Here is a 23934-nt window from a genome sequence, read left to right as displayed (position 1 = left end):
CCGCACAAATCGGCCCACTTGGGGAGCCCCGCAGGGAGTGACGTCACGGCAGGGGCCACGGAAGCCTTCCTGCGCTAACTTGGAGTGATCGCCCGGTGACGCATGGGGGTACGCGTGAGTGGGAACGAAAGTGACGACGCCGCGCGTGTCGTCGCGGGCCGGTACCGGCTGCTCGGCCCGCTCGGCCGCGGGGGCATGGGGATCGTCTGGCGGGCCCGGGACGAGGTACTGGGCCGCGAGGTCGCCGTCAAGGAGGTGCGGGCGCCCGCCGGTCTGGACGCGGCGGAGGTGGCCCGGATGTACCGGCGCCTGGAGCGGGAGGCCTGGGCCGCGGCCCGCGTCTCGCACCGCGGGGTCGTCACGGTCTACGACGTGGCGAGCGAGGACGGCCGCCCCTGGATCGTGATGGAGCTGGTGCGCGGGCTCTCCCTGGCCGAGGTACTGGAGGGCGAGGGGCCGATGACCCCGCAGCGGGCGGCGCACGTCGGCGAGCAGGTCCTCGCCGCGCTGCGGTCCGCGCACGGGTCGGGGGTGCTGCACCGCGACGTCAAGCCGGCCAACGTGCTGATCGCCAACGACGGCCGGGTGGTGCTGGGCGACTTCGGGATCGCGAGCCTGGAGGGTTCGTCGGCGATCACGATGACCGGCGAGGTCGTCGGCTCCCCCGAGTTCCTGGCTCCGGAACGGGCGCTCGGGCGCGATCCGGGACCGGAGTCGGACCTGTGGTCGCTCGGGGTGCTGCTGTACGCGGCCGTGGAGGGGGTCTCGCCGTTCCGGCAGGACACCGCGCTGTCGACGCTCCGGGCCGTGGTGGAAGGGGAGTTGCCGCCGCCGCGCCGGGCCGGCCCCCTGGAACCGGTCCTGGAAGGGCTGCTGCGCAAGGATCCGGACCGGCGCCTCGACGCGGCGGAGGCCTCCCGGATGCTGCGGATCATCGGTGCGGGCGGCGCCGTACGGGCCGCCGGCGGACCGGTGTCGGAGCCCGGCGCCCCTGCGGTGACGGCGCGGTTCGGGCAGGACGAGGGCGGCGGGCCGTACGGGGCGGCGACCCCGCCGGTGCCGGTGCCGGTACGGGGCCCCGCGCCGGGGCCGGGTGCGCGGCAGGGGAACGCGGGCACGGTGCTGACCCTCGGCATCGTGGTCCTGCTGGTGGCCCTGGGCCTGCTGGGGTGGCTGCTGCTGAAGGACCGCCAGAGCGGGGGCGGCCGGGGCGCCGGGGCTCCGGGTACGGGTCCGGACTCCCCGGCTCCGGCGTCCGCGTCCCCCTCCCCTTCCCCGTCCGCGCCGGCCTCCGCTTCGGCCTCCGCGTCCGCCTCGGCCTCGGCTTCGGGGAGCGCGGAGCCCGCCCAGAGCGTCACCGTGTACGTCCACACCCTGCGCGCGGTCTACAGCGGCAGCTGTCCGCCGCCCGCCGTGGGCGCGCCCGCCTTCACCGCCACCCTCGAAGTCGCCCGTACTCCCGTCGTGCTGGAGTACCGCTGGGCCACGCGCGGCGGGGACGCCGCGGACCGGGGCTGGGAGAGCGTCTCGTACGAGGAGGGCGGACCGCGGACCCGTCAGGTCCTGCACACCGCGTCCGGGTACCGGCCGGGGGCGACCCTGGACGACGCGGTCCGGCTGGAGGTGCGGCAGCCGGTACGGACGGAGTCCGCGTGGCTGGAGTTCTCGGTCACCTGCTCGGCGCCGCCGACCCCGACGGGCGGAGCCTCCTCCTCCCCGCCCGCTTCGCCGGAGCCCTCCGGGTCACCGGACCCGGCGCCCCCGTCCACGGGGGCGCCGGACCCGGAACCCGCTCCCTGAAGCCCGGGCCCCAGGACCCGGGCTCAGGGCCGGGACTCAGGCCTTGGAGGTGAAGGCCGGCAGGTAGCCGCCGGACTGTCCGGCGGCGGTGGGGTGGTACGACTCGCCGATGTTGAGCCAGTTGACGCTGTGCAGCCACGCGTTGCCGGAGCAGATCTCGTGGCCCGTGAAGGCGCCGGCGACCGAGGCGAAGGTGAAGCCGTGGTCGGCGGCGCGCTTGGCGATGGCGGCGTTGAGGTGGTCCGCCGCGCCGTTGATGGCGGAGCGTTCGCCCTCGGTGAGGCCGGTGGCGCAGGTTCCGTTCAGCTTGTAGAAGCGGGGATAGCCGAGGACGACCACCTTGGCGCCGGAGGCCCGGCCGCGGATGGAGTCGTACACCTGGTCGAGCCGGCCGGGGAGGGTGGAGTCGACGTACGCCTTGGCCTGGTTGACGCGGTTGACGCAGGTGGACTCGGACTGGAGCACACAGGTCGTCATGACGTCGGAGAATCCGGCGTCGTTGCCGCCGATGGTGATGCTGACGAGGTCGGTGCCGGAGTTGAGCGGGCCGAGCTGGCCGGCGAGGACGTCACCGGTACGGGCGCCCGAGCACGCGGTGAAGGAGAAGGTCTGCGGGGCGTGGGCGGCCGCCCACAGCGCGGGGTAGGCGCGGGCGGTGCGCTTGCAGTCGCCGCTCCCGCTGTCGTAGTTGCCGGCGCCGACGCCGGAGGAGTACGAGTCGCCGAGGGCGACGTAGCCGAAGTCGGCCTGGGCGGCGGCCGCCTGGCCGGCGCCGAACAGGGCGGCACCCGCGGCGAGGACCAGGGAGGAGGTGAGGGCTGCGAAGCGCGACATTCTCTTGCTCATGTGTGCGGCTCCTAGTGGGGGTTACTCCTGAGTCCGTGGTACAAGCAGCCGGGGGATTCTGTAAGTGTTCATGCCAAGAATGTTCGGGGTGGGAACGGGCCGGAATCTTCACTCCCGATGCGTTTGAAGAGGGAATTCGGGCACCCGATCCGGCGAAACACAGGTGCACGGGGCCAGTTCGTGCCGGATCATGGGCGCCATGCCAGCAGACCCGCATGACGCGCTGCCGATCCGGCTCAATGTCGACGACAGCGATTCACCGTCGGACGTAGTCGACGCGCTGTTCCTGGGCCGGTTCGCCTCCGGCGAGCAGCCGTACTCGCAGAGCGTGTCGATCGAACGGGTCAAGGCGGAGGCGACGCTGCTGCCCCCGCGGGCGGTCGTGCTCCGCTCGGCGCGCGACACCGACCGCAGCGCCACCCTCGCCGAGGGGGAGGGCTGGACCCTGCTGATCTCGCGCTGGAGCCGGGGCGCGGACGTGACGGTGACGGCGGTCACCGACGAAGTCGCGGCGCGGGTGCTCGGCGAGGCCACGGACGGGGCGCAGGACGAGCCCGAACCGCAGCCGGAGAACGTCACGATGGGCTTCTGGTACGTCTCCCCGCGGCGCGGCCCGTACCGCACGACGCGGCAGATCTCCGCCGGCACCTGGGAAGAGGTCCGCCCCAACTACACGGCGCCGGTGGCCGGGGCGTTGGACCGGCTGATGAAGGTCACCCCGGACGACATCGCGGGGCGGCTGCTCCTGCTGCACGGCCCGCCGGGCACCGGCAAGACGTCCGCGCTGCGCACGCTGGCCCGGTCCTGGCGGGACTGGTGCCAGGTGGACTGCGTCCTGGACCCGGAGCGGCTGTTCAACGACGTCGGCTACCTGATGGACATCGCGATCGGCGAGGACGAGGGCACGGCGAAGGGCCGCTGGCGGCTGCTGCTGCTGGAGGACTGCGACGAGCTGATCCGCGGCGAGGCCCGGCACACGGCCGGCCAGGCCCTGTCACGGCTGCTGAACCTGACGGACGGTCTGCTGGGGCAGGGCCGCAACGTCCTGGTCGGCGTCACCACCAACGAGGACCTGGAGCGGCTGCACCCCGCGGTGGTACGGCCGGGCCGCTGCCTGGCCCGCATCGAGGTCGGACGGCTGACGCACGGGGAGGCGGTGGACTGGCTCGGGACGGACGAGGGCGTGTCCCGCGAGGGCGCCACCCTCGCCGAACTGTTCGCCCTCCGGCGCGGCACGGGCCCGGCCGCCGTCCTCCCGGCCCAGCCGCACAGCCCGGAGGGCCTCTACCTCTGAGCTGGGGGTCCCGCCGTCGGGCCGGGGGTACCCGGTCAACGGGGGCAGGGGTACCCGGTCCACCGGAGCCGGGGGTACCCGGTCAACCGGGCCGGGCCCCGGTGCGGGCCCCGCGCCCGCTGCCGGAACGGGCCGCCCGGGCTACTGCGCGTACCGGGCCCGGAGGGCGTCCGCGGCCGCCTCCAGGGCCTGCGCCTGGGTCAGGCCCAGCCGGTGCGCGCGCTCCGCGTACGTCTGCGCGGCTCCCGCGGCCTCGCGGGCGGCGCCCTCCGCTGCCGCCGCGACGTAGGTGCCGTTGCGGCCCCGGGTCTCGATCACCCCGTCGGCCTCCAGCGCCCGGTAGGCCTTCGCGACGGTGTTCGCGGCCAGCCCCAGCTCCTCCGCCAGGCCCCGCACGGTGGGCAGCTTGAAGCCGGCCGGCAGCCTCCCCGACCGGGCCCGGTCGGCGATCTGCGCGCGCAACTGCTCGTACGGGGCGGCCGAGCCCGCCCCGTCGTCGATGGTGATCTTCAGGTTCGTCGGGGTCACCTGACGGATTCTCCCCCATCGGCCGTAATTCGGAGGCGGCCCGCACCCGGCCGCCCGTAGCGTCGGCCGCATGACCACCATCACCATCCGCGACCTGCGCCCGGGCGACACCGCCGATGCCGGATCCGCCGTCCGGGTGCGCCGCGCGGCGCTGCCCTTCATGGTCACCACGGCCGCGGCCGTGACCTACGAACTCGCCCGCGCCCATCCCGACGGCCACCGCCGCGTCCTGCTCGCCGAGACCCCGGAGGGCCTGGCCGTCGGCACCGCCGAGGTGGGCGTGGCCCACGGAAGCACCGAGCCCGGGCAGGCGTACGTCAACGTGTACGTCGACCCCGAGCACCGCGGCCTCGGCACCGGGGGCGCGCTCGTGCGGGCGGCCGAGGCGCACCTGGCGCGGCCGGACGTGACGGACACGTACAGCTGGGTACTGGACGAGCCGGAGCACCGGGCCTTCGCCGAGCGGCGCGGGTACCGCGCCGGCCGTTCGGCCCACTTCCTGCGCCTGGACCTGACGGCGGCCGCGCTGCCGCCGCTGCCCGAGCTTCCCGCCGGAGTGGAGCTGCGGCCCGGCAGCGCCTTCGCCGCCGACCCGCGCCCGTTCCACCGCGCGGACTGCGAGGCCTCGGCCGACGAGCCGGGTGACGTACCCGTCGAGCTGGACGACTACGAGGACTGGCTGCGCGACGTCTGGCACAACCCGGCCCTCGACCACGAGCTGACCACGGCCGTCCTCGTCGACGGGGTCGTGGCGGCCTTCTCCGCGGCGCGGACCGACGGCGCCGGCCGCTACTCCTCGGCGATGACCGGCACCCTGCGCGCCTTCCGCGGACGCGGGCTGGCCAAGCTCGCCAAGACCGACTCCCTGCTGCGGGCCCGCGCGGCCGGCTACCGGGAGGCGTTCACCGGAAACGACGCCGGGAACGAACCGATGCTCGCCATCAACAGGTGGTTCGGGTACGAGATCTGCGCGACCGAGACGCGGTACGCGAAGAAGACGGGAGCCGCACAGTGAGCAGCCGATGGACCGTCACCCTGACGAAGGCGGGCCGCACCAAGATCCGCTATCCGGCGGTGGAGGTCGCCGACGACGGCGACCGGATCTCCGTCCGCGCCCCCTGGGCGGCCGAGGCGGTGAAGGACTTCGGCTTCGTGCGCTTCGAGCCGGGTGACGTGTTCGTCGAGCACTTCTGGCGCACGCGCTGGTACGCGGTCAAGGAGGTGTGGACCGGCGAGGGGGTCCTCAAGGGCTGGTACTGCGACGTCACGCGCCCGGCGGTGGTCCGCGAGGGCGAGATCCTGGTGGAGGACCTGGACCTCGACCTGTGGGTCTCCGCGGACCGGACGTCGGTACTGCGCCTGGACGAGGACGAGTTCGCGGCGAGCGGGCTGACCGCGACGGACCCGGAGGCCGCCGCCCAGGCGGTCCGCGCCCTGGACGCCCTGGACGACCAGGCCAGGACCCCGTCCGGCCTGGCGGCCCTGCTCCCGTAGCGCGGTCCGGCCGGGGGCGCGGATATTCGCTGTCCGGAGACCACGGGGAAGGCGAGGATGGCCGGATGGAAGACTTCTACGCTCACAGCCCCGAAGAGAAGGACCTGGACTTGGCCCTGGGCTTCATGGTCAGGAATTCGGCAGCGACCGAATTCGCCCTGTTCCAGACGATGGAGAGGATGGTCGCCGGTCCGTTCGCTTCCGTGGTGGCGGCAAGGGCGTCGGGACCGGACGCCCTCGACACCGTCAAGCAGATCCTCGACACCGGCGCGTACGACGCGGAGGCCTCCCGTGAGCTCCGCGAGGTCCTCGACGACTGCGTGGCGGCGTTCCGGAAGCGGAACAGGCACATCTACGGCCTGCGGAAGCCGGCGGGGGAAGCGGCCGTGGCCGTCCAGGATCCGGCGAACGACCGCCCCCAGGAGGGATCCAGCGCGTACGAGTCCCTCCCGGAGGAGCTCGTACAGCTGGGCGTCGACCTCTCCGAGCTGGCCGTGACGCTCCTGAAGTGGTCCGACGAGCACGTCGAGGCCCGTTCCTGAGGTGCCGCTTTCCTCTGCCTTAACCGGACCCTAAGGATCGGCTCCGGGGGCTCCGTCAGGGGAAAACGCGGGGTCCGGGGGGCTAGCTTGGCGGGGCCAGGGAGGGCCGGTCGCGGCGTCGGGACCCCGATTCGGGGGCGGCGCCGCACGGCCCCGGCCCGCTGGCGCACCCTGCCCCGTGCCCGAAGGAGTTCCCCCATGCCCGTACGCCGCACCGCCACCCGAATCGCCGCCGTCGGTCTCGCCCCGCTCGCGGTGGCCGCGTACGCCGCCGTGCCCGCGGCCGCCCACGGGTCGATGACGGACCCGGTCAGCCGGGTGGCGGCGTGCTACGCGGAAGGGCCGGAGTCCCCGAAGTCGGCGGCGTGCAAGGCGGCCGTCGCGGCGAGCGGGGCGCAGGCGTTCTACGACTGGAACGCGGTGAACATCGCCAACGCCGCGGGCCAGAGCAAGTCCCTGATCCCGGACGGGCAGCTGTGCTCGGCCGGCAACGCGAAATACAAGGGCCTGGACCTGCCGCGCGCCGACTGGCCGGCCAGCCCGATGACGGCCGGGGCGCACACCTTCCGCTACAAGGGCACCGCCCCGCACAAGGGTTCCTTCGAGCTGTACGTCACGAAGGACGGGTACGACCCGACGAAGCCGCTGAAGTGGTCCGACCTGGAGCCGGCGCCGTTCGCGAAGGTCACCGACCCGGGCATGCAGAACGGCGACTACGTCTTCAGCGGGACCGTCCCGAAGAAGACCGGCCGCCACCTCGTCTACAGCGTCTGGCAGCGTTCGGACAGCCCGGAGGCCTTCTACACCTGCTCCGACGTCGTCTTCGGCAAGGACGGCGGGGGCACCGGCGGCGGCACGGGAACGACCGCTCCGGGCACCGGGCCGAGCGCGTCGGCGAGCGTCCCCGCGGGGACGAAGCCCGGCTCGAAGCCGGGAGCGGGCACCTCCGCGCCCGCCACGCCCACCACCGCGCCCGTCGGCGGTGACGGCCCGAAGGCCGAGGCCCCGACGGACCGGCAGATCGCGGACGGCGCGGCCAAGTCCTCGGTGGAGCACAACGGCCACGGTGACGACGACCCGAAGACGAACGGCCACGCCGGCGGCCCCGCGCCGCTCGCGTCCTCGACCCCGTTCGCTGTCAAGGGCGACAACCTCGCGGAGACGGGCGGCAGCGGCGCCACCCCGGCGCTCGCGATCGCCGGTGCGGGCGCGCTGGCCGCCGGTGCGGCCGTGCTGTTCGGCCTGGCCCGCCGCCGGGCGACGACGGGCCGCCACGGCCGCTAGTCCGGCCGGACCGAACAGACCCGGCAGCCTGGGCGGACCGGGCAGACCTCACCGACCACGGCGCCGCCCCAACGGCGCCCTCCCGCCGCGGACCACCTGCGCGTCAGTCGAAGACCGACGCGCAGGTGGTCCGTTCGGCGTTGGCCGGGTCGAGGGCGTTGAGCGCCTCGTGCCAGGCGAGCCGGTCGGTCAGGCCGATGGTGACGTGCTCGGAGAAGTCCAGGACGCACAGGTCCTGGAGGAGGACGTTGCGGACGTTCGGCCCGTCGAGGAACTGGCTCCGGTACGGGGTGACGACCTGGTCGTACCTGGTGGAGATCACCGTGTACTTGACGCCGGGGACGGTGTCCCCGCCCTCGTTGAGGCGGGTGATGAAGGGGGACCCGGCGATCTGGTCGGCGAGGCCCGGGGTCGCGGTGCTGATCAGGTCCTCGGCTCCGGGGAAGTACGGGAGCAGCTGGGTGAGGCCGAGGAGGGTGGTGCCGTGGTTGTCGGGGGCGATCCCGACGAGCGCGTTGACCTTGGGGGCGCCGCCGAGGAACTTCAGGTAGTGGCGCGGCATCATGCCGCCCTGGGAGTGGCCGACGATGTCGGTCTTGGAGGCTCCGGTGGCGGCGAGGACCTTGTCGACGAAGACGTCGAGCTGGGCGGCCGACTTGTCGATGGGGCCGAGGCCGTTGAAGAAGGGCACGCCGGGGAGCTGGCCGTAGTCCAGGGAGTAGACGCAGTAGCCGCGGTGGACCAGGTAGGGGGCGAACCCGAGCCAGTTGTCGACGGAGTTGCCGAAGGTGCCGTGGACGAGGACCACGGGCCGGGGGTGTGCGGCGGACGGTTTGCAGGACCAGTTGTTCCAGCCGCTGCTGGGGGCGGCCGCGGCCTGTGCGGTGCCGGTGGGGGCGACGAGGGCCGCGGCGGCGAGGGTGAGGACGGCCAGCGGGCGGAGCAGGCGTCTCCAGGGCAGCATCGTGTGATCTCCTCGCGGGTCAAGGGGAATGTTCGTGGGGGTTCGTCCCGTGATCCGGATCACAAGGGGGCTGCTCCGGCCAAATTACGGGCGAGTAGCAAGACAGGGAAGTTACGCGTCGGTAAAAACTCGCGTGTCGAGTCCGTCTCCAGTGCCGCTCAGGAACAATGGACGCCCCCGAACCCCCAGTTGAGGTGAGCGCGGCCATGCAGAGGGCTCCTGGCGCCGGTACCGACCTGGCCGCCCCGGCGGCCCTGGCGGCCGATCCGCTCGTCGCGGCCGTCACGGAGGCCGCCGTACGCGTCCTGCGGCCCGAGGCGGAGCGGACGGCCGAGGCGGGGGTGCCCGTCACGCACCTGGAAACCCTCGCCGGTTGTGGCGCGTACGGGCTGATCGGATACGAACCGGCGCCGCGGAGCGGTCTCACGCCGCGTCAGGTGACCCGGGAGGTGCACGAGGTGCTGGCGGCGGTGGACCCCTCGACGTGGTTCGTCTGGACCCAGCACGTTCCGCTGGCCAAGGCCCTGCTCGCGGCCCGGGACCCGGCGGGCACGGCCCTGCGCGAGGAGTGGCTGCCCGCGCTGGCGGCCGGTGAGCGGCGGGCGACGGCCGGTTTCGCCTTCTTGCGGCACCCGCGCCCGCCCGTCACCGCGGAACGGGTTCCGGGCGGGTGGCGGCTGGCGGGCCGGGTGCCGTGGGTGACGGGGTGGGCGCTGGCCGACTCCCTGTTCGTCGGCGCCGCCACCGCGTCCGACGAGGTGGTCCTCGCCCTGGTGGACCGCGTGCCGGGGGACGGTCTGACCGCGGTCGCGGGGGCCCCGCTGTGGGCGATGGGCGGTACGCACACGGCCTCCGTCGAGCTGCGCGACGTCCACGTGCCGGACGCGCGGGTGCTGGGCCGGGCGGCGCGGGCGGACTGGATCCGGGCGTACGACCTGGAGAACGCCGATGCGCAGCCCGCGGTCTTCGGCCAGCTGCGGGCCACGGCGGACTTCCTGCTCGCCTCGCCCCCGTACGAGGACCTCGGCCTGCGGGTCGCCCGGCGGGCCGCCCGGCTGCGCGCGGAGGCGTACGCGCTGCGGGACGAACTCCCGCCGGGGGAACGGGCGCAGGACCGCCTCGCGCTGCGGGCCGCCGCCCTGGACCTGGCCGTCCGGGCGGCCGCGACCTGCGTGGCGGTGGCCGGCGGCCGCGCGGTCCAGTACGGGCACACCGCGGGCCGCCTCTCCCGCGAGGCCCAGTTCCACCTGATCCAGGCCCAGACCACCGCCCTGAAGGCGGAGACAGCCCGGCGGATGCTGGAGGACCTCTGAGGGTCCCGTCCCGCCCCCCTGGGGAAAGGGGTCAGGCCGCGAGCGTCCCGGAGGCGGAGGCGCCCCCGGAAAGAAGGGTCGCGGCGGGTCTGACGGTGCCCGGGCCGAAGCGGGCGTTGGCGCGGTCGACGGCGGCTTCGACGGTGAGGCGGGATTCGCGGACGGGGTCGAGGGAGATCTGCCGGGTGGCGGCTGCCGCGCCGGTGAGGTCTTCGGCGCGGAGCGTCATGCCGGTGAGGCGGGCCCGCTGGAGTCCCGCGGCGTCCATGAGGCGGTAGGCGAGGGTGCGGAGGTCTTCGTCGTGCGCGGAGGGTTCGGGGAGGCGGCGGGTCTTCTCCCACCGGGTGCCGCCCGCGAAGTGGAGAGTGAGGTGGAGCGAGCGGGCGGCCTGGTGGCGTCCGCGCAGGGTCGCGCCGAGCCGGACCACGAGGGTGAGCAGGGCGGCCCGGGTGTGGGGGCCGTCGAGTTCCTGGCGGGTGAAGCGGGTGCGGACGGCGGTGGAGGCGGGCAGGTCCCGCGGGGTGACGGGGCGGGGGTCGATGCCGCGGGCGCGGTCGGCGACGGTGCGGCCGGCCCGTTTGCCGAGGATCCGTTCCAGGACCCCGGGCGGGACCCGGGTGAGGGCTCCGACGGTGTGGAGCCCGTACCGGCGCAGTGCGTCGGCCTGCCGGGCGCCGAGTCCGTGCAGGGTTTCGACGGGGAGGGGGGCGAGGAAGGCGGTGACGGATTCCCCGGGGACGGAGAGGACTCCGCCGGGTTCGGGGACGCGCGCGGAGGCCATGGCGGCGACGGCCCAGGTGGTGGAGACGCCGATGCGGACGTCGGTGCCCAGCCGGGCCACGGCGCGGAGCCGGACGACCTCGGCGATGCGGGTGGGGCCGGAGCCGAAGTACCGCTGGGCACCGCGGGCCTGGACGAGGGCGGCGCGGGGCGGCAGGGCCTGGACGAACGGGGAGAACTCCCGGAGCAGGTCGAGGAGTTCGCGGTAGCCGTCTTCGGGGAGCCCGGGGGCGCAGCGGACGTGGAGGATCGCGGTCATCCGGCGCTCCCGGGGCTGGAGTGCCACAGCTTGCGGCCGGTCGCGGCGCGTTCGCCGGGCGGCTGGAGGTCGGCCCAGGGGTTCATCTCGTAGCCGGTCGGCAGGTGGATGCGGCGGCCGGAGTCGCCGGGGCCGGGGGCGGCCGGGGGTTCGGCGAGCCGGGTGGTGACGGCTTCGAGGCCGCTGTCGGCGCGCAGTTCGGCGAGGGCGGCGAGGTCCCAGGCGGCCGCTCCGACCACGCTCAGGCTCTGCGGTCCGCGTCGCTGCACGACGCCTCGTACGAGGAGCAGGAAGGAGTGGAAGACGGTGTGGGCGCAGGCTTCCTGGCTGTCGTCGAAGAAGGCGAGGTCGACGAGTCCGGTGCCGTCGTCGAGGGTGGTGAAGATGACGCGGCGGCCGGAGCGGATCGGCGGGGTCTGGGTGGCGGCCTTGGCGCCGGCGACGAGGACGGTCCGGCCGTGCGCGGTGTCCCGGAGCCGGTGTGCCGGGGTGACGCCGAGTTCGGTGAGGAAGGCGTGGTGGTCGCCCATGAGGTGGCGCGAGGCGTCCATGCCGAGGATGCCGAGTTCGGCGCTGAGCCGTTCGGCGCCGGTGAGGTCGGGCAGTCCGACGCGGGCGGTGGAACGGCCTCCGCCCAGGGGGAGTTGGGTGGCCGAGGCGCGCTGGGCGCCGTGGAGTTCCGTCAGGTGGAGCAGCAGGTCACGGCGGTTGGTGCCGAAGGAGTCCAGGGCGCCGACCTGGGCGAGGCGTTCGGCGACGGGGCGGCCGGGGTGGGCGCGGTCCCAGAAGTCGCGCAGGGAGGCGTAGGGCTGGCCGGTCTCGATGCGGCGGGCTTCGGTCTCGCTGATGCCGTGGACGTCGGCGAGGGCGAGCCGCAGCCCCCAGCGCTCCGGAGTACCGGACACCAGTTCGATGCGGTGGGCGACCGCAGAGCGGTTCACGTCGAGCGGCAGCACGGGCACTCCCCTGCGGCGGGCGTCGGCCAGCAGCAGGCGCTTGGGGTACATGCCGGGGTCGTGGGTCAGCAGTCCGGCGTAGAAGGCCGCCGGGTGGTGGGCCTTGAGCCAGGCCGACTGGTAGGTGGGTACGGCGAAGGCCACCGCGTGCGCCTTGCAGAAGCCGTAGCTGCCGAAGGCCTCGACGATCTCCCAGGTGCGGGCGGTCACCTCCGGGGAGTAGCCGCGCGCCGCGGCGGCCGCCGCGAACCAGACCTTGATCCGGGCCTGCGAGCCGGGGTCGGACAGCCCGCGCCGGACGCGGTCCGCCTCGTCGCGGCCGCAGCCGGTCATGACGTGCACGATCTCGATGATCTGCTCGTGGAAGACCACCACCCCGTACGTTTCCCGCAGCGCCCCGGCCAGGTCCTCGTGCGGGAAGCGGACGGGGGCCCGCCCGTGCCGGGCCTCGATGAAGGGCCGCACCATGTCGGCGGCGACCGGTCCCGGGCGGAACAGCGAGATGTCGACCACGAGGTCGTGGAAGGTGGCGGGCTGGAGCCGCCCCACCAGGTCGCGCTGGCCCGGGGACTCGATCTGGAAGCAGCCCAGCGTCTCGGCGGAGCGGATCAGTTCGTACGTCGCCGCGTCACCGGGCGGCAGCTGCGCCGGGTCGTCCAGGTCGAGTTCCCGCCCGGTCGCCCGGCGCAGTTCCGCGACCGCGTGGGCCATCGCGGACTGCATGCGGACGCCGAGCACGTCGAGTTTGAGCAGGCCGAGGTCCTCCACGTCCTCCTTGTCGAACTGGGACATGGGGAAGCCCTCGCCGCTGGTGGGGACGACGGGGGTGCGGGCGAGGAGCGAGGCGTCGGAGAGGAGCACCCCGCACGGGTGCATGGCGATGCCGCGCGGCAGTGCGTCCAGCGCCTCGACGAGGTCCCACAGCCGCCCGTACGACTCCCCCCGTACGTCGCGCAGTTCGGGCAGTTCCTCCAGGGCGGCACGGGCGTCGCGGGCGCGGATGTGCGGGAAGGCCTTGGCGAGCCGGTCGACGGCGGCGGGGTCCATGGACAGGGCGGCGCCGACGTCGCGGATGGCGTGCCGGACCCGGTAGGTCTCGGGCATGGAGACGGTGGCGACGCGTTCGGTTCCGAAGCGGGTGATGATCCGGCGGTAGACCTCCAGGCGGCGGGCGGACTCCACGTCGATGTCGATGTCGGGCAGGACGCGGCGGCGTTTGGACAGGAATCGTTCCATCAGCAGGCCGTGGGCGACGGGGTCGGCGTGCGCGATGCCGAGGAGGTGGTTGACGAGGGAGCCGGCGCCGGAGCCGCGGGCGGTCACGCGGATGCCCATGTCCCGCACGTCGTCCACGACCCGGGCGACGGTCAGGAAGTAGGAGGCGTAGCCGTGGTGGGCGATGACGTCGAGTTCCTGGTGCATCCGGTCCCAGTACGCGCGGTCGCCGGCGTAGCCGCGCAGCACCATGCCGGCCGAGGCGCGGGAGGTGAGGACCCGCTGGGCGGTGCGGTGGGCGGCGCCGACGAGGCGGGCCTCGGGGAAGTGCACGGAGCCGATGCCGAGGTCCTCCTCGGGATCGACGGAGCAGGCCCCGGCGGTCTCCCGGGTACGGGCGAGCAGGCGCCGGGCGTCGGCGGGGCGCAGCCCGGCGGCTTCGGCGATCCGGTCGGCGGTCTCGGCCATGGCGGCGGGGGCCTTGAGCCAGCGCTCGCCGGTGTCGAGGGGGCCGCGGGGGTCGAGGGGGACGAGCCGGCGGGCGGAGTCGAGGACGTCGGCGACGGGGCCCTGGCCGGGGTCGGCGTACCGGACGGCGTTGGTCAGTACGGCCGGGACCCCCTGTTCGGCGGCGAAGCCGACCGTACGGGCGGCCAGCCGCAGCGAGCCGGGGCCGGTGCCGGGGCGGCCGTGGTGGACGGCCTCCAGGCGCAGGGCGTCCCCGTAGACCTCCCGCCAGGGTGCGAGCAGCCGGGCGGCCAGGTCGGGGCGGCCGGCGGCGAGGGCCCGGCCGACTTCGGAGCCGGGGCCGAGCAGGACGAACACGCCGTCGGCGCGCAGGGCCTCCCAGGGCAGCAGCGGCTGTCCGGTGCGGACGCGGATGCCGGGCGCGCCGGACCCGTCGGGCCGGGGCCCGCCGGACGCTCCGTCGGCCCCGTCCGTACCGTCGGCCCCGTCCGCCCCGCCAGCCCCGACGCCCCAGGCTCCGGTCGTGCCCGGCTCCGCGCCCGGGTGGGTCGCGTGCGCGGCGGTGACCATCCGGCACAGCGCGGCCCATCCGGCGGCCCCGTCCCGGGCCAGGAAGACGGCCCGCGCGGCGGACTCGTCCACGAAGGCCCCGCCCTTGACGGGCACCCGGCGCCGGCGGGAGGCCTCGCCCGCGGCGACGGCGGGCCGGCCGGCCGGCCCGGAAACCGCCGGGGCCACGGCCAGGTCCACTCCGAACAGGGGCCGGATCCCGGCGCCGGCGGCCGCCTTCGCGAACCGCACCGCGCCCGCGAGGGTGTCGCGGTCGGTCAGGGCGAGGGCGTCCATGCCCCGCTCGACGGCACGTTCCGCCAGTTGTTCCGGGTGGGAGGCTCCGTAGCGCGCGGAGAACCCCGAAACGGTGTGCAGATGCGTAAAACCAGGCACCCGCGGCCTCCTGCTTCGCTCGATGCCCCCCGGCTCCTTCGGTCTCCCCCCGGTCTCCACCATAGAGCAATTCGAATACCCGTGCGAAACACTTGTTCGATCATCCGTTCGGCCCTCCCCTGCTGCGCCCCGTCCCCGGCGCGCCGAGCGTGGGAGGCATGACCCAGCCCACCCAGAGCACCGACCCAGGTCCGCCCGGCGGCTTCCTCGCCGAGATCAAGGACGCCGTGACCACCCGGGCAGCCCTGCTGGTCCTGGGCGTACTGGCCCTCCAGCTGGCCTTCATCACCTCCTACATCGGGGCCTTCCACCACCCCAAGCCCAGCGAGATCCCGCTCGCCGTGGCCGCCCCCACGGCCCCGCTCGCCGACCGGACCGCGCAGCAGCTGGGCAAGCTGCCCGGCGAGCCGCTCGACACCCGGGTCGCCGAGAACGAGGTCGACGCCGTCCGGCTGATCCAGAACCGCGAGGTGGACGGCGCCCTGGTCGTCGACCCCGAGGGCACCACCGACCGGCTGCTCGTCGCGGGCGGCGCCGGAGCCTCCCTCTCCCAGGCCATCGAGGAGGTCGTCGGCCGCGCCGAGAAGAGCCAGGGCCGCACCGTCCGGGTCACCGACGTGGCCCCGGCCGCAGCCGGCGACGGGCGCGGCCTGAGCTCCTTCTACCTCGTCGTCGGCTGGTGCGTGGGCGGGTACCTGTGCGCCGCGATCCTCGCGATCAGCGCCGGCGCCCGGCCCGCGAACTCCGCCCGCGCCGTCATCCGGCTCGGCGCGCTGCTCGTGTACGCGATCGTCGCCGGCCTGCTCGGCGCGGTCATCGCGGGCCCGGTCCTGGACGCGCTGCCCGGCTCGCTCATGGCCCTGTGGGGCCTCGGCGCCCTGGTCGTCTTCGCGGTCGGCGCGATCACCCTGGCCCTCCAGGGGCTGGCGGGCGTCGTCGGCATCGGCCTGGCGATCCTGCTGGTCGTGGTGCTCGGCAACCCGAGCGCGGGCGGCGCCTACCCGTACCCGCTGCTGCCGCCGTTCTGGAGCACCATCGGCCCGGCCCTGCCGCCGGGCGCCGGTACGTACGCCGGGCGCTCCATCGCGTACTTCAGTGGCAACGGCGCGGGCGGTCCGATGCTGGTGCTCGCCGGCTGGGCGGTGCTCGGTTCCGCCGTCACGATCGCCTGCGCGGCCTTCCGCAAGGGCAAGCCGGGAGCCGCCGTCGGCAGCGGGCTCCCCGACGACTCCCCCTCGGTCGCCCGGTTCGCCGGCGAGGGAACGGCCGGGCGGTGAACACCCCCGTCTTCCACGACCGGCCGGGCCCGCGGGTGCTCCCGAGGGGCCGTTCCCTCGCTCCCGAGGAGCACCCCGAGACGTGATCACCACCCTGGCCGTGGAGAACTACCGCTCGCTGCGCAGGCTGATCGTGCCGCTGGGCCGGCTGACCGTGGTCACGGGGGCGAACGGCACCGGCAAGTCCAGCCTCTACCGTTCGCTGCGGCTCCTCGCCGACTCCGCGCGCGGCGGGGCGGTCGCCGCGCTGGCCCGGGAGGGCGGTCTGCCCTCCACCCTGTGGGCGGGTCCGGAGAAACTGTCCCGGGACGTCCGGGACGGGCACCGGCCGCTCCAGGGGACGGTGCGCGCCGAGCCGGTCAGCCTGCGGCTGGGCTTCGCCGGTGACGAGTTCGGGTACGCGGTGGACTTCGGGCACCCGGCGCCCGTACCGGACTCGCTCTTCTCCCTGGACCCGGAGATCAAGCGCGAGTGCACCTGGGCCGGGCCCGTGCTGCGCCCCGCGGCGCTGCTGTGCGACCGGGCGGGGCCGGCCGTGCGGACGCGCACGGCGGACGGCGGCTGGCACCGCACCCAGAACGCGCTGCGCCCCTACGACTCCATGCTCGGCGAACTCGCCGACCCGCAGCTGGCGCCCGACCTGCTCGCCCTGCGCGAGCTGATCCGGTCGTGGCGGTTCTACGACCACGTCCGCACCGACGCCGAGGCGCCCGCCCGGACCGCGCGCGTCGGCACCCGTACGCCGGTGCTCGGCGCCGACGGCTCGGACCTGCCGGCGGCGCTGCAGACGATCCGGGAGACCGGGGACGGCGCGGCGCTGGACGCCGCCGTCGACGCGGCGTTCCCCGGGACGCGGGTCACCGTCACCGACCGGGACGGCCGGTTCGGGCTGGAGCTCCACCAGCACGGCCTGCTGCGTCCGCTGGGCGCGGCCGAACTCTCCGACGGCACCCTGCGCTACCTGCTGTGGACGGCGGCCCTGCTGACGCCCCGGCCGCCGTCCCTGATGGTCCTCAACGAGCCGGAGACCAGCCTCCACCCGGACCTGCTGGCCCCCCTCGCCGACCTGATCCTGACCGCGGCCCGGGACACCCAGACGGTGGTGGTCACCCACGCGGCCCCGCTGGCCGAGGCCCTGGCGGCGGGCACCCGCCGGCACCGGGTGGACCTGCGGACGATCACCCTGTTCAAGGAGTTCGGCCGCACCGAGGTGGCGGGCCGTGAGGGTCCCCTGGACGAACCCCTCTGGTACTGGCCCCAGCGCTGACGGCCGGTTCCGGTCCGGGTCAGGGCGCCCGGTGGACGACCTCGCCCCCGACCACCACGGTTTCCGCCACGGTGCCGGGGATGCGTTCCGGGGCGATGGCGAGGATGTCGCGGGACAGGACGACGAAGTCGGCGACCTTGCCGACCGTGAGGGAACCGCGTTCCCGCTCCAGGAAGTTGGCGTAGGCGGAGCCCATCGTGTAGCCGTGCACGGCCGTCGCCACGTCGACCGTCTCGGACGGCTGCCACGGGTCGCCGCCGTCCAGCGGGCGGCGGGTGACCGCCGTGTAGATGCCGATCATCGGGTCCATCTCGGCCACGTTCCAGTCGCTGGAGAAGGCCAGGACCGCGCCGGCCTCGTGCAGGCTGCGCATGGGCCAGGCCTTGTGCCAGCGGTCCTCGCCGACGTTCTCCGCCCAGTCCTGGCCGGGGCCCGCGATCTCCGGGGCGCAGTGCCGGGGCTGCATGCAGGCGACCACGCCGAGTTCCGCGAAGCGCGGGACGTCGGCCGGGTCCAGGCACTCCACGTGCACGACCTGGTGGCGGGCGTCGCGCGGGCCGTTGACCGTACGGGCGTGTTCGACGGCGTCCAGGACGGTGCGGATGCCCCGGTCTCCGGTGGCGTGGACGAAGCACTGGAAGCCCCGCGCGTCCAGCCCGGCCAGGAGTTCCGCGAACTCCTCGGCCGGGTAGAAGGTCTCGCCCCGGTGCTTGCCGCAGCCGGTGTACGGCTCCAGCAGGGCGGCCGTGCGCGGCTCCACCACGTCGTCGATGTACAGCTTGAGCGGGCCCACCCGCAGCCGGTCCCCGGCGTACCTGCGGGCGGCGTCGGCGAAGGCGTCGAGTTCCTCCTCGGTGGTGCCGCGCGGGTGGAACAGGGCGGCGACGATGCGCGAGCGCAGCCGGCCCTCGGCGCGGGCCCGTTCGTAGAGTTCCAGGTCGTCGAGGGAGTTCTGGGGTTCCACGACGGTGGTGATGCCGAAGCCGATGGCGTCGTCGAGGCTCTTGGCGAGGCGCCCGTACTGCCGGTCCGTCGAGGCCCACGGCACTCCGAGGTCGCGCAGGGCCCGGTGGCCGTCGCGGGAGAGCCCCTTGATCGCGAAGTCCTTGACGAAGCCGGTGGGCTCGCCGGTCTCCGGGTCGACGGCGGCGGTGCCGAAGGGCAGGTCGGTGTGGTCCCGGGTGACGCCGAGGCGGCGCAGGGCGGCCGTGTTCAGCCAGGCCGTGTGCACGTCGTACGAGAGGACGATCGCGGGGGTGTCCCCGGTGACCGGGTCCAGGTCGGCGGCGCAGGGCATCCGCCCGCCGGGGATGGCGGAGTAGTCGAAGGCCTCGGCCTCGATCCACGCGGCGTCCGGGTGGGCCTCGCGCCAGGTGCCGATGCGGTCGAGGATGGCCTCCAGGGTCCGGACCCCGGCGAGCTGGACGCAGGCGTCGTCGGAGCCGAGCCGGACGTGGTTGTGGGCGTCGACGAAGCCGGGCAGCACCAGCTTCCCGCCCGCGTCGATCCGCTCGGTGTCCGGTCCGGCCCAGGCCTCCGCGCCGGTGTCGGGGCCGACCCAGACGATCCGGCCGTCGTGGACGGCGAGGGCCTCGGCCTCGGGCAGCTCCGGGTCCACGGTGTGGATGCGGGCTCCGGTGAGCAGCAGGTCGGCGGGGAAGGGCTGTGCGGTGCCGGGCATGGGGTGGTGCTCCTGTGCGGTGGGGTGACGGTGGATGTGGGGCGGGGGGCGGGGTCAGACGGCCGGGGCGTACGCGGGGACGCGCCGGACCAGGGCCGCGTACGCGAGTCCGGAGACGACCGCGCCGAGCAGGGTGAGGTCGGCGCCGCCGAGCGGGGCGACCAGCGGCCCGGTCCACAGGGCGGAGTCGCAGGTCAGGGCGGAGAAGACCATGCCTGCGAGGAGGGCGGCGAGGCCGGCGGGGTGGTAGCCGGCGCGGTACCAGTAGGCACCCGCGCTCCCGGCGTGCAGCGCGTCGGCGTCGTAGTGGCAGCGGCGCAGCAGCATGTCGGCGAGGAAGACCCCGCCCCAGGGGGCGAACACGATGATCAGCAGCGAGAGGAAGGAGAGGAGGGAGGTGGTGAAGTCGGTGAGGAAGAGGGCGGCGAGCGAGCCCGCGGCGGTGACCGCGGCGCTGATCACGATGGCCCGGGCGCGGCTCCAGGGGATGCCGAGGACCTGGAGGTTCAGGCTGGAGGAGTAGAGGGTGATGATCGAGTTGGTGACGGAGCCGCCGAGCACGAGGGCCAGGAACAGCGGCTGGAACCAGCCGGGCAGCAGGCCCTCGGCCCCGGCGACGGCGTCGGTCATGTCGGTCTGGGTGGCGGCGGCGACGCCCGCGACGCCCAGGGCCACGGAGGAGACAAAGCCGCCGAGCGCTCCGCTCCAGGTGATCGACTTGAGCGTGGTGGTCCGGGGCAGGTAGCGGGTGTAGTCGGCGGGCATCGGCAGGTACGAGAACGGCCCGGCGAGCATGACGACGAAGGCGAGGCTCCAGCCGGACAGGCCGGGGGCGGCGGCCGGGGCGGAGGTGTCGGCGCCGGGCAGCACGAAGAGGAGCAGGACGCCGAAGCCGGCGGCGAGGACGTAGGCCATCCAGCGTTCGGCGAACTGCACGGTGGCGTGGCCCCACATGGCGACGGCGAAGGTCAGGGCGAGGGTGACGGTCAGCGCGAGGGCGCGGACGGCGGTGCCGCCGCCGAGGCCGGCCTCGGCGAGGAAGACCTCCAGGGCCAGCGTGCCGACCACGGTGTTGACGATGGTGTAGCCGATGCTCACCACCCAGTTGAGGACGCCGGCCGGGAAGTTCCCGCGGACTCCGAAGGCGGCGCGGGAGATGACCAGGGTGGCGGTGCCGGTGCGGATGCCGCTGAGTCCGGCGGCGCTGACGGCGAAGAAGGACAGCCCGCTGACCACGACCACGGCGGTGGCCTGCCAGAAGGACAGTCCGAAGGCCACGGCGAGGGCGCCGTTGATCACGTAGGTGAAGGTGAGGTTGGAGCCGAACCAGAGCCAGAAGAGGTCCTTGGCGCTGCCGTGGCGCTCGGCGTCGGGGATGGGGTCGATCCCGTGGGTCTCGACCCGGAACACCTCGTCGACGTCGGCTGTCTCCTGCTGCCCCATGGCGGACCCCTGACTCTGGACGCAAACCTTGAATGACGTTCTAGGTTCTTGAATGGCATTCAAGATGCGCCGCCGAAGCGGACCTCGTCAAGACCCTGTCCGGGATAAGGTCTGGCCAGGGAAGATCGGGAAGGCGGGGACCGGTGGCGGGAGCGGCACGGCGGCGGGACGGGCAGATCGCCCAGGAACGCATGCTCGAAGAGGCCATGGCGGCGATCGCCGAGGACGGACTCGCCACCCTCACGATGTCCGCGCTGGCCGAGCGGCTCGGCACCAGCGGCGGCCACATCCTGTACTACTTCGGCAGCAAGGACCGGCTCCTGCTGGAGGCCCTGCGATGGAGCGAGGACCAGCTGGCCGTCGAACGCCGCGCGCTGCTCGCGCGCCGGTCGCCCGCCCCTCGCAAACTCGCCCTCTACCTGGAGCTCTACCTCCCCGAGGGCCCGCGCGACCCCCGCTGGACCCTGTGGATCGAGCTGTGGGCCCGCACCGCCTCCAACGAGCCGCTCAAGGCCGCCCAGGAGGAGATCGACGAGGGCTGGCAACAGGACCTGGAGGCGCTGCTGACCCGGGGCGTGGAGCAGGGCCGCTTCGCCCCGCTGGACGTGCCCGCCCGCGCCTCGGAGCTGCTCGCCCTGCTGGACGGGCTGAGCACCCGCGTGGTGCTCGGCCAGCGCGGCGCGGACCGCGCCCGGGCGCTGGAACAGGCCCGCTCGGCGGCGGCCCTGCTGATCCCGGCCCCGCTGCGGGTGCCGCCCGCGTAGGCGCGCGTACGGGAGCGGCCCGCCCGGGCCCCGCGGGCCCGGACGGGCCGTCCTCCTGCCGCCCCCGGCGGGGGGCGGGTGGCGTCATTCCTTCCCGGCGGGAGCGCCCTCGGCGTTGCCGTAGTACGCCTGCCGCATCAGCCGCTCCATGTCGTCGATCATCGGCATCCGCGGGTTGGCGGGGGCGCACTGGTCGGCGTACGCGTTCATGGCCTGGGCCGGCAGGGCCTCGATGAAGGCCCGCTCGTCCACGCCCTCCTCGGCGAAGGAGGCGGGGATCCCGCACCGGGTGCGCAGGTCCTCGACGGCACGGGCGTAGGACTCGACGCCCTCGGCCGGGGTGGCGGCCGGCAGGCCGAGCATCCTCGCGATCTCCTGGTAGCGCTCCGGCGCCCGGTAGACCTCGGCCTTGGGCCACGGGGTGGCCTTGTGCGAGACGGTTCCGTTGTGGCGGATCACGTGGGGCAGCAGGATCGCGTTGGTCCGGCCGTGGGCGACCTTGAAGGTGTTGCCGAGGGTGTGGGCCATGGCGTGCACGAGGCCGAGGAAGGCGTTGGCGAAGGCCATGCCCGCGACCGTCGAGGCGTTGTGCATCTTCTCGCGGGCCTCGGGGTCGTTCGGGCCGTCGACGACGCACCGCTGGAGGTTCTCGAAGATCAGCCTGACGGCCTGGAGGCAGAGGCCGTCGGTGTAGTCGTTGGAGTAGGCGGACACGTACGCCTCGGTGGCGTGGGTCAGGGCGTCGAAGCCGGAGTCCGCGGTGACGGTCGGCGGCAGCCCCATGGGCAGGACCGGGTCGACGATGGCCACGTCCGGGGTCAGCGCGTAGTCGGCCAGCGGGTACTTCTGGGCGGCGGCCGGGTCGGAGATGACGGCGAAGGGGGTGACCTCGGAGCCGGTGCCGGAGGTGGTCGGGATGGCGACCATCCTGGCCTTCCCGCCCAGTGGGGGGAAGGTGTAGGCGCGCTTGCGGACGTCGAAGAACTTCTCCTTGGTGTCCGCGAACTCGACTTCCGGGTGCTCGTACATCAGCCACATGATCTTCGCGGCGTCCATCGGGGAGCCGCCGCCGAGGCCGATGATCGTGTCGGGCCGGAAGTCCCGCATCAGCGCCGCGCCGGCCCGGACGGTGGAGAGCTCCGGGTTGGGTTCGACGTCGTCGATCACCTGGACGGCGACGGCGCCTTCGCGGGCGTGCAGGATGTCGGTGACCTTCCGGACGAAGCCGAGGGCGACCATCGTCTTGTCGGTGACGATCGAGACCCGGCCGATGCCCTCCATCTCGCCGAGGTAGCGGATGGAGTTGCGCTCGAAGTAGATCTTGGGCGGGACCTTGAACCACTGCATGTTGTTGTTGCGCCGTCCGATCCGCTTGACGTTGACCAGGTTCACCGCGGTGACGTTGGCGGACACGGAGTTGTGGCCGTACGAGCCGCAGCCGAGGGTCAGCGAGGGGAGGAAGGCGTTGTAGACGTCGCCGATGCCGCCGAAGGTGGAGGGCGCGTTGGCGATGACGCGGACCGCCTTGACCTTGCGGCCGAACTCCTCGACGAGGGCCTCGTCCTCGGCGTGGATGGCGGCGCTGTGGCCGAGACCGTGGAACTCGACCATGGCGGCGGCCAGTTCGAGCCCGTGCGCGGTGTCCGAGGCCTTGAGGGCGGCCAGCACCGGAGAGAGCTTCTCGCGGGTCAGCGGCTCGCCCTCGCCGACCTCGCCGCACTCCGCGAGGAGGATCGAAGTGCCTTCGGGGACGGTGAACCCGGCCTGCTCGGCGATCCACCGCGGGGACTTGCCGACGACCGCCGGGTTGAGCCTGGCGGCCGGGCAGTCGGCGGCGTGGGCCGTCGTGCCGAAGACGAACTGCTCCAGCTTGGTCTTCTCGGCGGCGCTCACCACGTGGGCGCCCAGCCGCCGGAACTCGGCGATGCCCTGCTCGTAGATCTCCGCGTCCAGGATGACGGCCTGCTCGGAGGCGCAGATCATGCCGTTGTCGAAGGCCTTGGAGAGCACGATGTCGTGGATCGCGCGGCCCAGCTTGGCGCTCTTGTGGACGTACGCCGGGACGTTGCCCGCGCCGACGCCGAGGGCCGGCTTCCCGCAGGAGTAGGCGGCCTTGACCATGGCGTTGCCGCCGGTGGCGAGGATGGTGGAGACCCCCGGGTGGTTCATCAGGGCGCCGGTGGCCTCCATGGAGGGCTGCTCGACCCACTGCACGCAGTCCTCCGGTGCCCCGGCGGCCACGGCGGCGTCGCGCACGATGCGGGCGGCCTCGGCGGAGCAGTTCTGCGCGGAGGGGTGGAAGGCGAAGATGATGGGGTTGCGGGTCTTCAGGGCGATCAGCGCCTTGAAGACCGTGGTCGAGGTCGGGTTGGTGACCGGGGTCATCGCGCAGACGACGCCGACGGGTTCGGCGATCTCGGTGATGCCGTTCAGCTCGTCGCGGCGGATGACGCCGGCGGTCTTCAGCCCGCGCATCGAGTTCACGACGTGTTCGCAGGCGAAGAGGTTCTTGACGGCCTTGTCCTCGAAGAGACCGCGGCCGGTCTCCTCGACCGCGAGCCCGGCGAGGTCGCCGTGCCGGCTCAGCGCGGCGAGGGAGGCCTTCTTGACGATGTGGTCGACCTGCTCCTGGTTGAACGACTCGAACCGGCCGAGCGCCCGGAGCGCCCTTTGGACCAGTCCGTCCACCGTCTCGTTGGCCCGCATGGCACGACTCCTTCGTTTCGGCCTTTTCCTGATGTCTCAATTCGACACCCGAAAGCGGAAGCGGTGGCGCCGAAAAAGCCCTGCCCAGGCGGGCCGAAGGACCCTTCA

The 23934-nt window shown here is 74.0% G+C and carries 18 protein-coding genes; 10 read left to right on the top strand and 8 right to left on the bottom strand.

Annotated features, from left to right (window positions below; translation table 11 throughout):
- Window positions 1-114 precede the first annotated feature (114 nt).
- Window positions 115-1800 carry a serine/threonine-protein kinase gene (locus tag ABZZ17_RS12165; protein ID WP_356874797.1) on the top strand — a complete coding sequence of 562 codons (1686 nt, stop codon included), beginning with the start codon at window positions 115-117 and terminating at the stop codon, window positions 1798-1800.
- A gap of 36 nt (window positions 1801-1836) precedes the next feature.
- Here the strand turns inward: ABZZ17_RS12165 and ABZZ17_RS12160 are convergent, their stop codons facing one another.
- A complete protein-coding gene (locus ABZZ17_RS12160) occupies window positions 1837-2646 on the bottom strand; it encodes an SGNH/GDSL hydrolase family protein (RefSeq protein ID WP_356874795.1) in 810 nt (269 codons plus the stop codon).
- 190 nt (window positions 2647-2836) lie between these two features.
- Between ABZZ17_RS12160 and ABZZ17_RS12155 the strand changes: the two genes are divergently transcribed.
- Window positions 2837-3940 (top strand): DUF5925 domain-containing protein, encoded by a 1104-nt coding sequence (locus ABZZ17_RS12155; RefSeq protein WP_356874793.1) that lies wholly within the window; start codon window positions 2837-2839, stop codon window positions 3938-3940.
- A gap of 141 nt (window positions 3941-4081) precedes the next feature.
- Here ABZZ17_RS12155 and ABZZ17_RS12150 read toward each other — a convergent pair whose 3' ends face one another.
- A complete protein-coding gene (locus ABZZ17_RS12150) occupies window positions 4082-4468 on the bottom strand; it encodes a GntR family transcriptional regulator (RefSeq protein ID WP_356874791.1) in 387 nt (128 codons plus the stop codon).
- 70 nt (window positions 4469-4538) lie between these two features.
- Here ABZZ17_RS12150 and ABZZ17_RS12145 point away from each other — a divergent pair, with 70 nt between their 5' ends.
- The 4 genes from ABZZ17_RS12145 (at window position 4539) to ABZZ17_RS12130 (ending at window position 7788) form a co-directional block, all read left to right on the top strand.
- The gene (locus ABZZ17_RS12145) at window positions 4539-5483 is read left to right on the top strand and encodes a GNAT family N-acetyltransferase (RefSeq protein ID WP_356874789.1); all 945 of its coding nucleotides are present in this window, start codon (window positions 4539-4541) and stop codon (window positions 5481-5483) included.
- Window positions 5480-5962 carry a DUF402 domain-containing protein gene (locus ABZZ17_RS12140; protein WP_356874787.1) on the top strand — a complete coding sequence of 161 codons (483 nt, stop codon included), beginning with the start codon at window positions 5480-5482 and terminating at the stop codon, window positions 5960-5962. The genes ABZZ17_RS12145 and ABZZ17_RS12140 overlap by 4 nt, the downstream gene beginning before the upstream one ends.
- A 65-nt stretch (window positions 5963-6027) precedes the next feature.
- On the top strand, window positions 6028-6504 hold the full coding sequence (locus tag ABZZ17_RS12135; protein ID WP_356874785.1) for a hypothetical protein: 477 nt from the start codon (window positions 6028-6030) through the stop codon (window positions 6502-6504).
- 198 nt (window positions 6505-6702) lie between these two features.
- Window positions 6703-7788 (top strand): lytic polysaccharide monooxygenase, encoded by a 1086-nt coding sequence (locus ABZZ17_RS12130; protein WP_356874783.1) that lies wholly within the window; start codon window positions 6703-6705, stop codon window positions 7786-7788.
- 103 nt (window positions 7789-7891) lie between these two features.
- On the opposite strand, the gene ABZZ17_RS12125 is transcribed toward ABZZ17_RS12130, so the two are convergent.
- Window positions 7892-8752 (bottom strand): alpha/beta fold hydrolase, encoded by an 861-nt coding sequence (locus ABZZ17_RS12125; RefSeq protein ID WP_356874781.1) that lies wholly within the window; start codon window positions 8750-8752, stop codon window positions 7892-7894.
- Between the two features lie 206 nt (window positions 8753-8958).
- On the opposite strand from ABZZ17_RS12125, the gene ABZZ17_RS12120 reads away from it, so the two are divergent.
- Window positions 8959-10065 carry an acyl-CoA dehydrogenase family protein gene (locus tag ABZZ17_RS12120; protein WP_356874779.1) on the top strand — a complete coding sequence of 369 codons (1107 nt, stop codon included), beginning with the start codon at window positions 8959-8961 and terminating at the stop codon, window positions 10063-10065.
- Between the two features lie 31 nt (window positions 10066-10096).
- Here the strand turns inward: ABZZ17_RS12120 and ABZZ17_RS12115 are convergent, their stop codons facing one another.
- Together ABZZ17_RS12115 and dnaE are read right to left on the bottom strand one after the other, a co-directional pair.
- Complete coding sequence (locus ABZZ17_RS12115) at window positions 10097-11104, bottom strand: hypothetical protein (protein ID WP_356874777.1); 1008 nt, start codon at window positions 11102-11104, stop codon at window positions 10097-10099.
- The gene (dnaE, locus tag ABZZ17_RS12110; RefSeq protein ID WP_356874775.1) at window positions 11101-14688 is read right to left on the bottom strand and encodes a DNA polymerase III subunit alpha; all 3588 of its coding nucleotides are present in this window, start codon (window positions 14686-14688) and stop codon (window positions 11101-11103) included. Before dnaE ends, ABZZ17_RS12115 begins: the two co-directional genes overlap by 4 nt.
- A 158-nt stretch (window positions 14689-14846) precedes the next feature.
- On the opposite strand from dnaE, the gene ABZZ17_RS12105 reads away from it, so the two are divergent.
- Window positions 14847-15965 (top strand): DUF3533 domain-containing protein, encoded by a 1119-nt coding sequence (locus ABZZ17_RS12105; protein WP_356874773.1) that lies wholly within the window; start codon window positions 14847-14849, stop codon window positions 15963-15965.
- An 82-nt stretch (window positions 15966-16047) separates the two neighbouring features.
- Window positions 16048-17232 carry an AAA family ATPase gene (locus ABZZ17_RS12100; protein WP_356874770.1) on the top strand — a complete coding sequence of 395 codons (1185 nt, stop codon included), beginning with the start codon at window positions 16048-16050 and terminating at the stop codon, window positions 17230-17232.
- Window positions 17233-17251: 19 nt separating this feature from the next.
- On the opposite strand, the gene ABZZ17_RS12095 is transcribed toward ABZZ17_RS12100, so the two are convergent.
- On the bottom strand, window positions 17252-18913 hold the full coding sequence (locus tag ABZZ17_RS12095) for an amidohydrolase (protein ID WP_356874768.1): 1662 nt from the start codon (window positions 18911-18913) through the stop codon (window positions 17252-17254).
- 54 nt (window positions 18914-18967) lie between these two features.
- Window positions 18968-20356, bottom strand: a complete 1389-nt coding sequence (locus ABZZ17_RS12090; RefSeq protein ID WP_356874766.1) for a cytosine permease — start codon at window positions 20354-20356, stop codon at window positions 18968-18970.
- Between the two features lie 143 nt (window positions 20357-20499).
- Here ABZZ17_RS12090 and ABZZ17_RS12085 point away from each other — a divergent pair, with 143 nt between their 5' ends.
- On the top strand, window positions 20500-21120 hold the full coding sequence (locus tag ABZZ17_RS12085; RefSeq protein ID WP_356874764.1) for a TetR/AcrR family transcriptional regulator: 621 nt from the start codon (window positions 20500-20502) through the stop codon (window positions 21118-21120).
- Window positions 21121-21204: 84 nt separating this feature from the next.
- Here ABZZ17_RS12085 and adhE read toward each other — a convergent pair whose 3' ends face one another.
- The gene (adhE, locus tag ABZZ17_RS12080; RefSeq protein ID WP_356874762.1) at window positions 21205-23826 is read right to left on the bottom strand and encodes a bifunctional acetaldehyde-CoA/alcohol dehydrogenase; all 2622 of its coding nucleotides are present in this window, start codon (window positions 23824-23826) and stop codon (window positions 21205-21207) included.
- Window positions 23827-23934 lie beyond the last annotated feature (108 nt).

It is taken from the genome of Streptomyces sp. NPDC006512 (assembly GCF_040611935.1).
Taxonomy (GTDB): domain Bacteria; phylum Actinomycetota; class Actinomycetes; order Streptomycetales; family Streptomycetaceae; genus Streptomyces.
Note: the sequence above shows the minus strand (reverse complement) of the source record. Positions and strands in the feature narration are given on the sequence as shown.

Excerpts from the sequence above, each read along its gene's own strand:
- ABZZ17_RS12160 (WP_356874795.1), bottom strand. The coding sequence starts at position 2,646 with ATGAGCAAGAGAATGTCGCGCTTCGCAGCCCTCACCTCCTCCCTGGTC.
- ABZZ17_RS12155 (WP_356874793.1), top strand. The coding sequence starts at position 2,837 with ATGGGCGCCATGCCAGCAGACCCGCATGACGCGCTGCCGATCCGGCTC.
- ABZZ17_RS12145 (WP_356874789.1), top strand. The coding sequence starts at position 4,539 with ATGACCACCATCACCATCCGCGACCTGCGCCCGGGCGACACCGCCGAT.
- ABZZ17_RS12135 (WP_356874785.1), top strand. The coding sequence starts at position 6,028 with ATGGAAGACTTCTACGCTCACAGCCCCGAAGAGAAGGACCTGGACTTG.
- ABZZ17_RS12130 (WP_356874783.1), top strand. The coding sequence starts at position 6,703 with ATGCCCGTACGCCGCACCGCCACCCGAATCGCCGCCGTCGGTCTCGCC.
- ABZZ17_RS12125 (WP_356874781.1), bottom strand. The coding sequence starts at position 8,752 with ATGCTGCCCTGGAGACGCCTGCTCCGCCCGCTGGCCGTCCTCACCCTC.
- ABZZ17_RS12120 (WP_356874779.1), top strand. The coding sequence starts at position 8,959 with ATGCAGAGGGCTCCTGGCGCCGGTACCGACCTGGCCGCCCCGGCGGCC.
- ABZZ17_RS12115 (WP_356874777.1), bottom strand. The coding sequence starts at position 11,104 with ATGACCGCGATCCTCCACGTCCGCTGCGCCCCCGGGCTCCCCGAAGAC.
- ABZZ17_RS12105 (WP_356874773.1), top strand. The coding sequence starts at position 14,847 with ATGACCCAGCCCACCCAGAGCACCGACCCAGGTCCGCCCGGCGGCTTC.
- ABZZ17_RS12095 (WP_356874768.1), bottom strand. The coding sequence starts at position 18,913 with ATGCCCGGCACCGCACAGCCCTTCCCCGCCGACCTGCTGCTCACCGGA.
- ABZZ17_RS12090 (WP_356874766.1), bottom strand. The coding sequence starts at position 20,356 with ATGGGGCAGCAGGAGACAGCCGACGTCGACGAGGTGTTCCGGGTCGAG.
- adhE (WP_356874762.1), bottom strand. The coding sequence starts at position 23,826 with ATGCGGGCCAACGAGACGGTGGACGGACTGGTCCAAAGGGCGCTCCGG.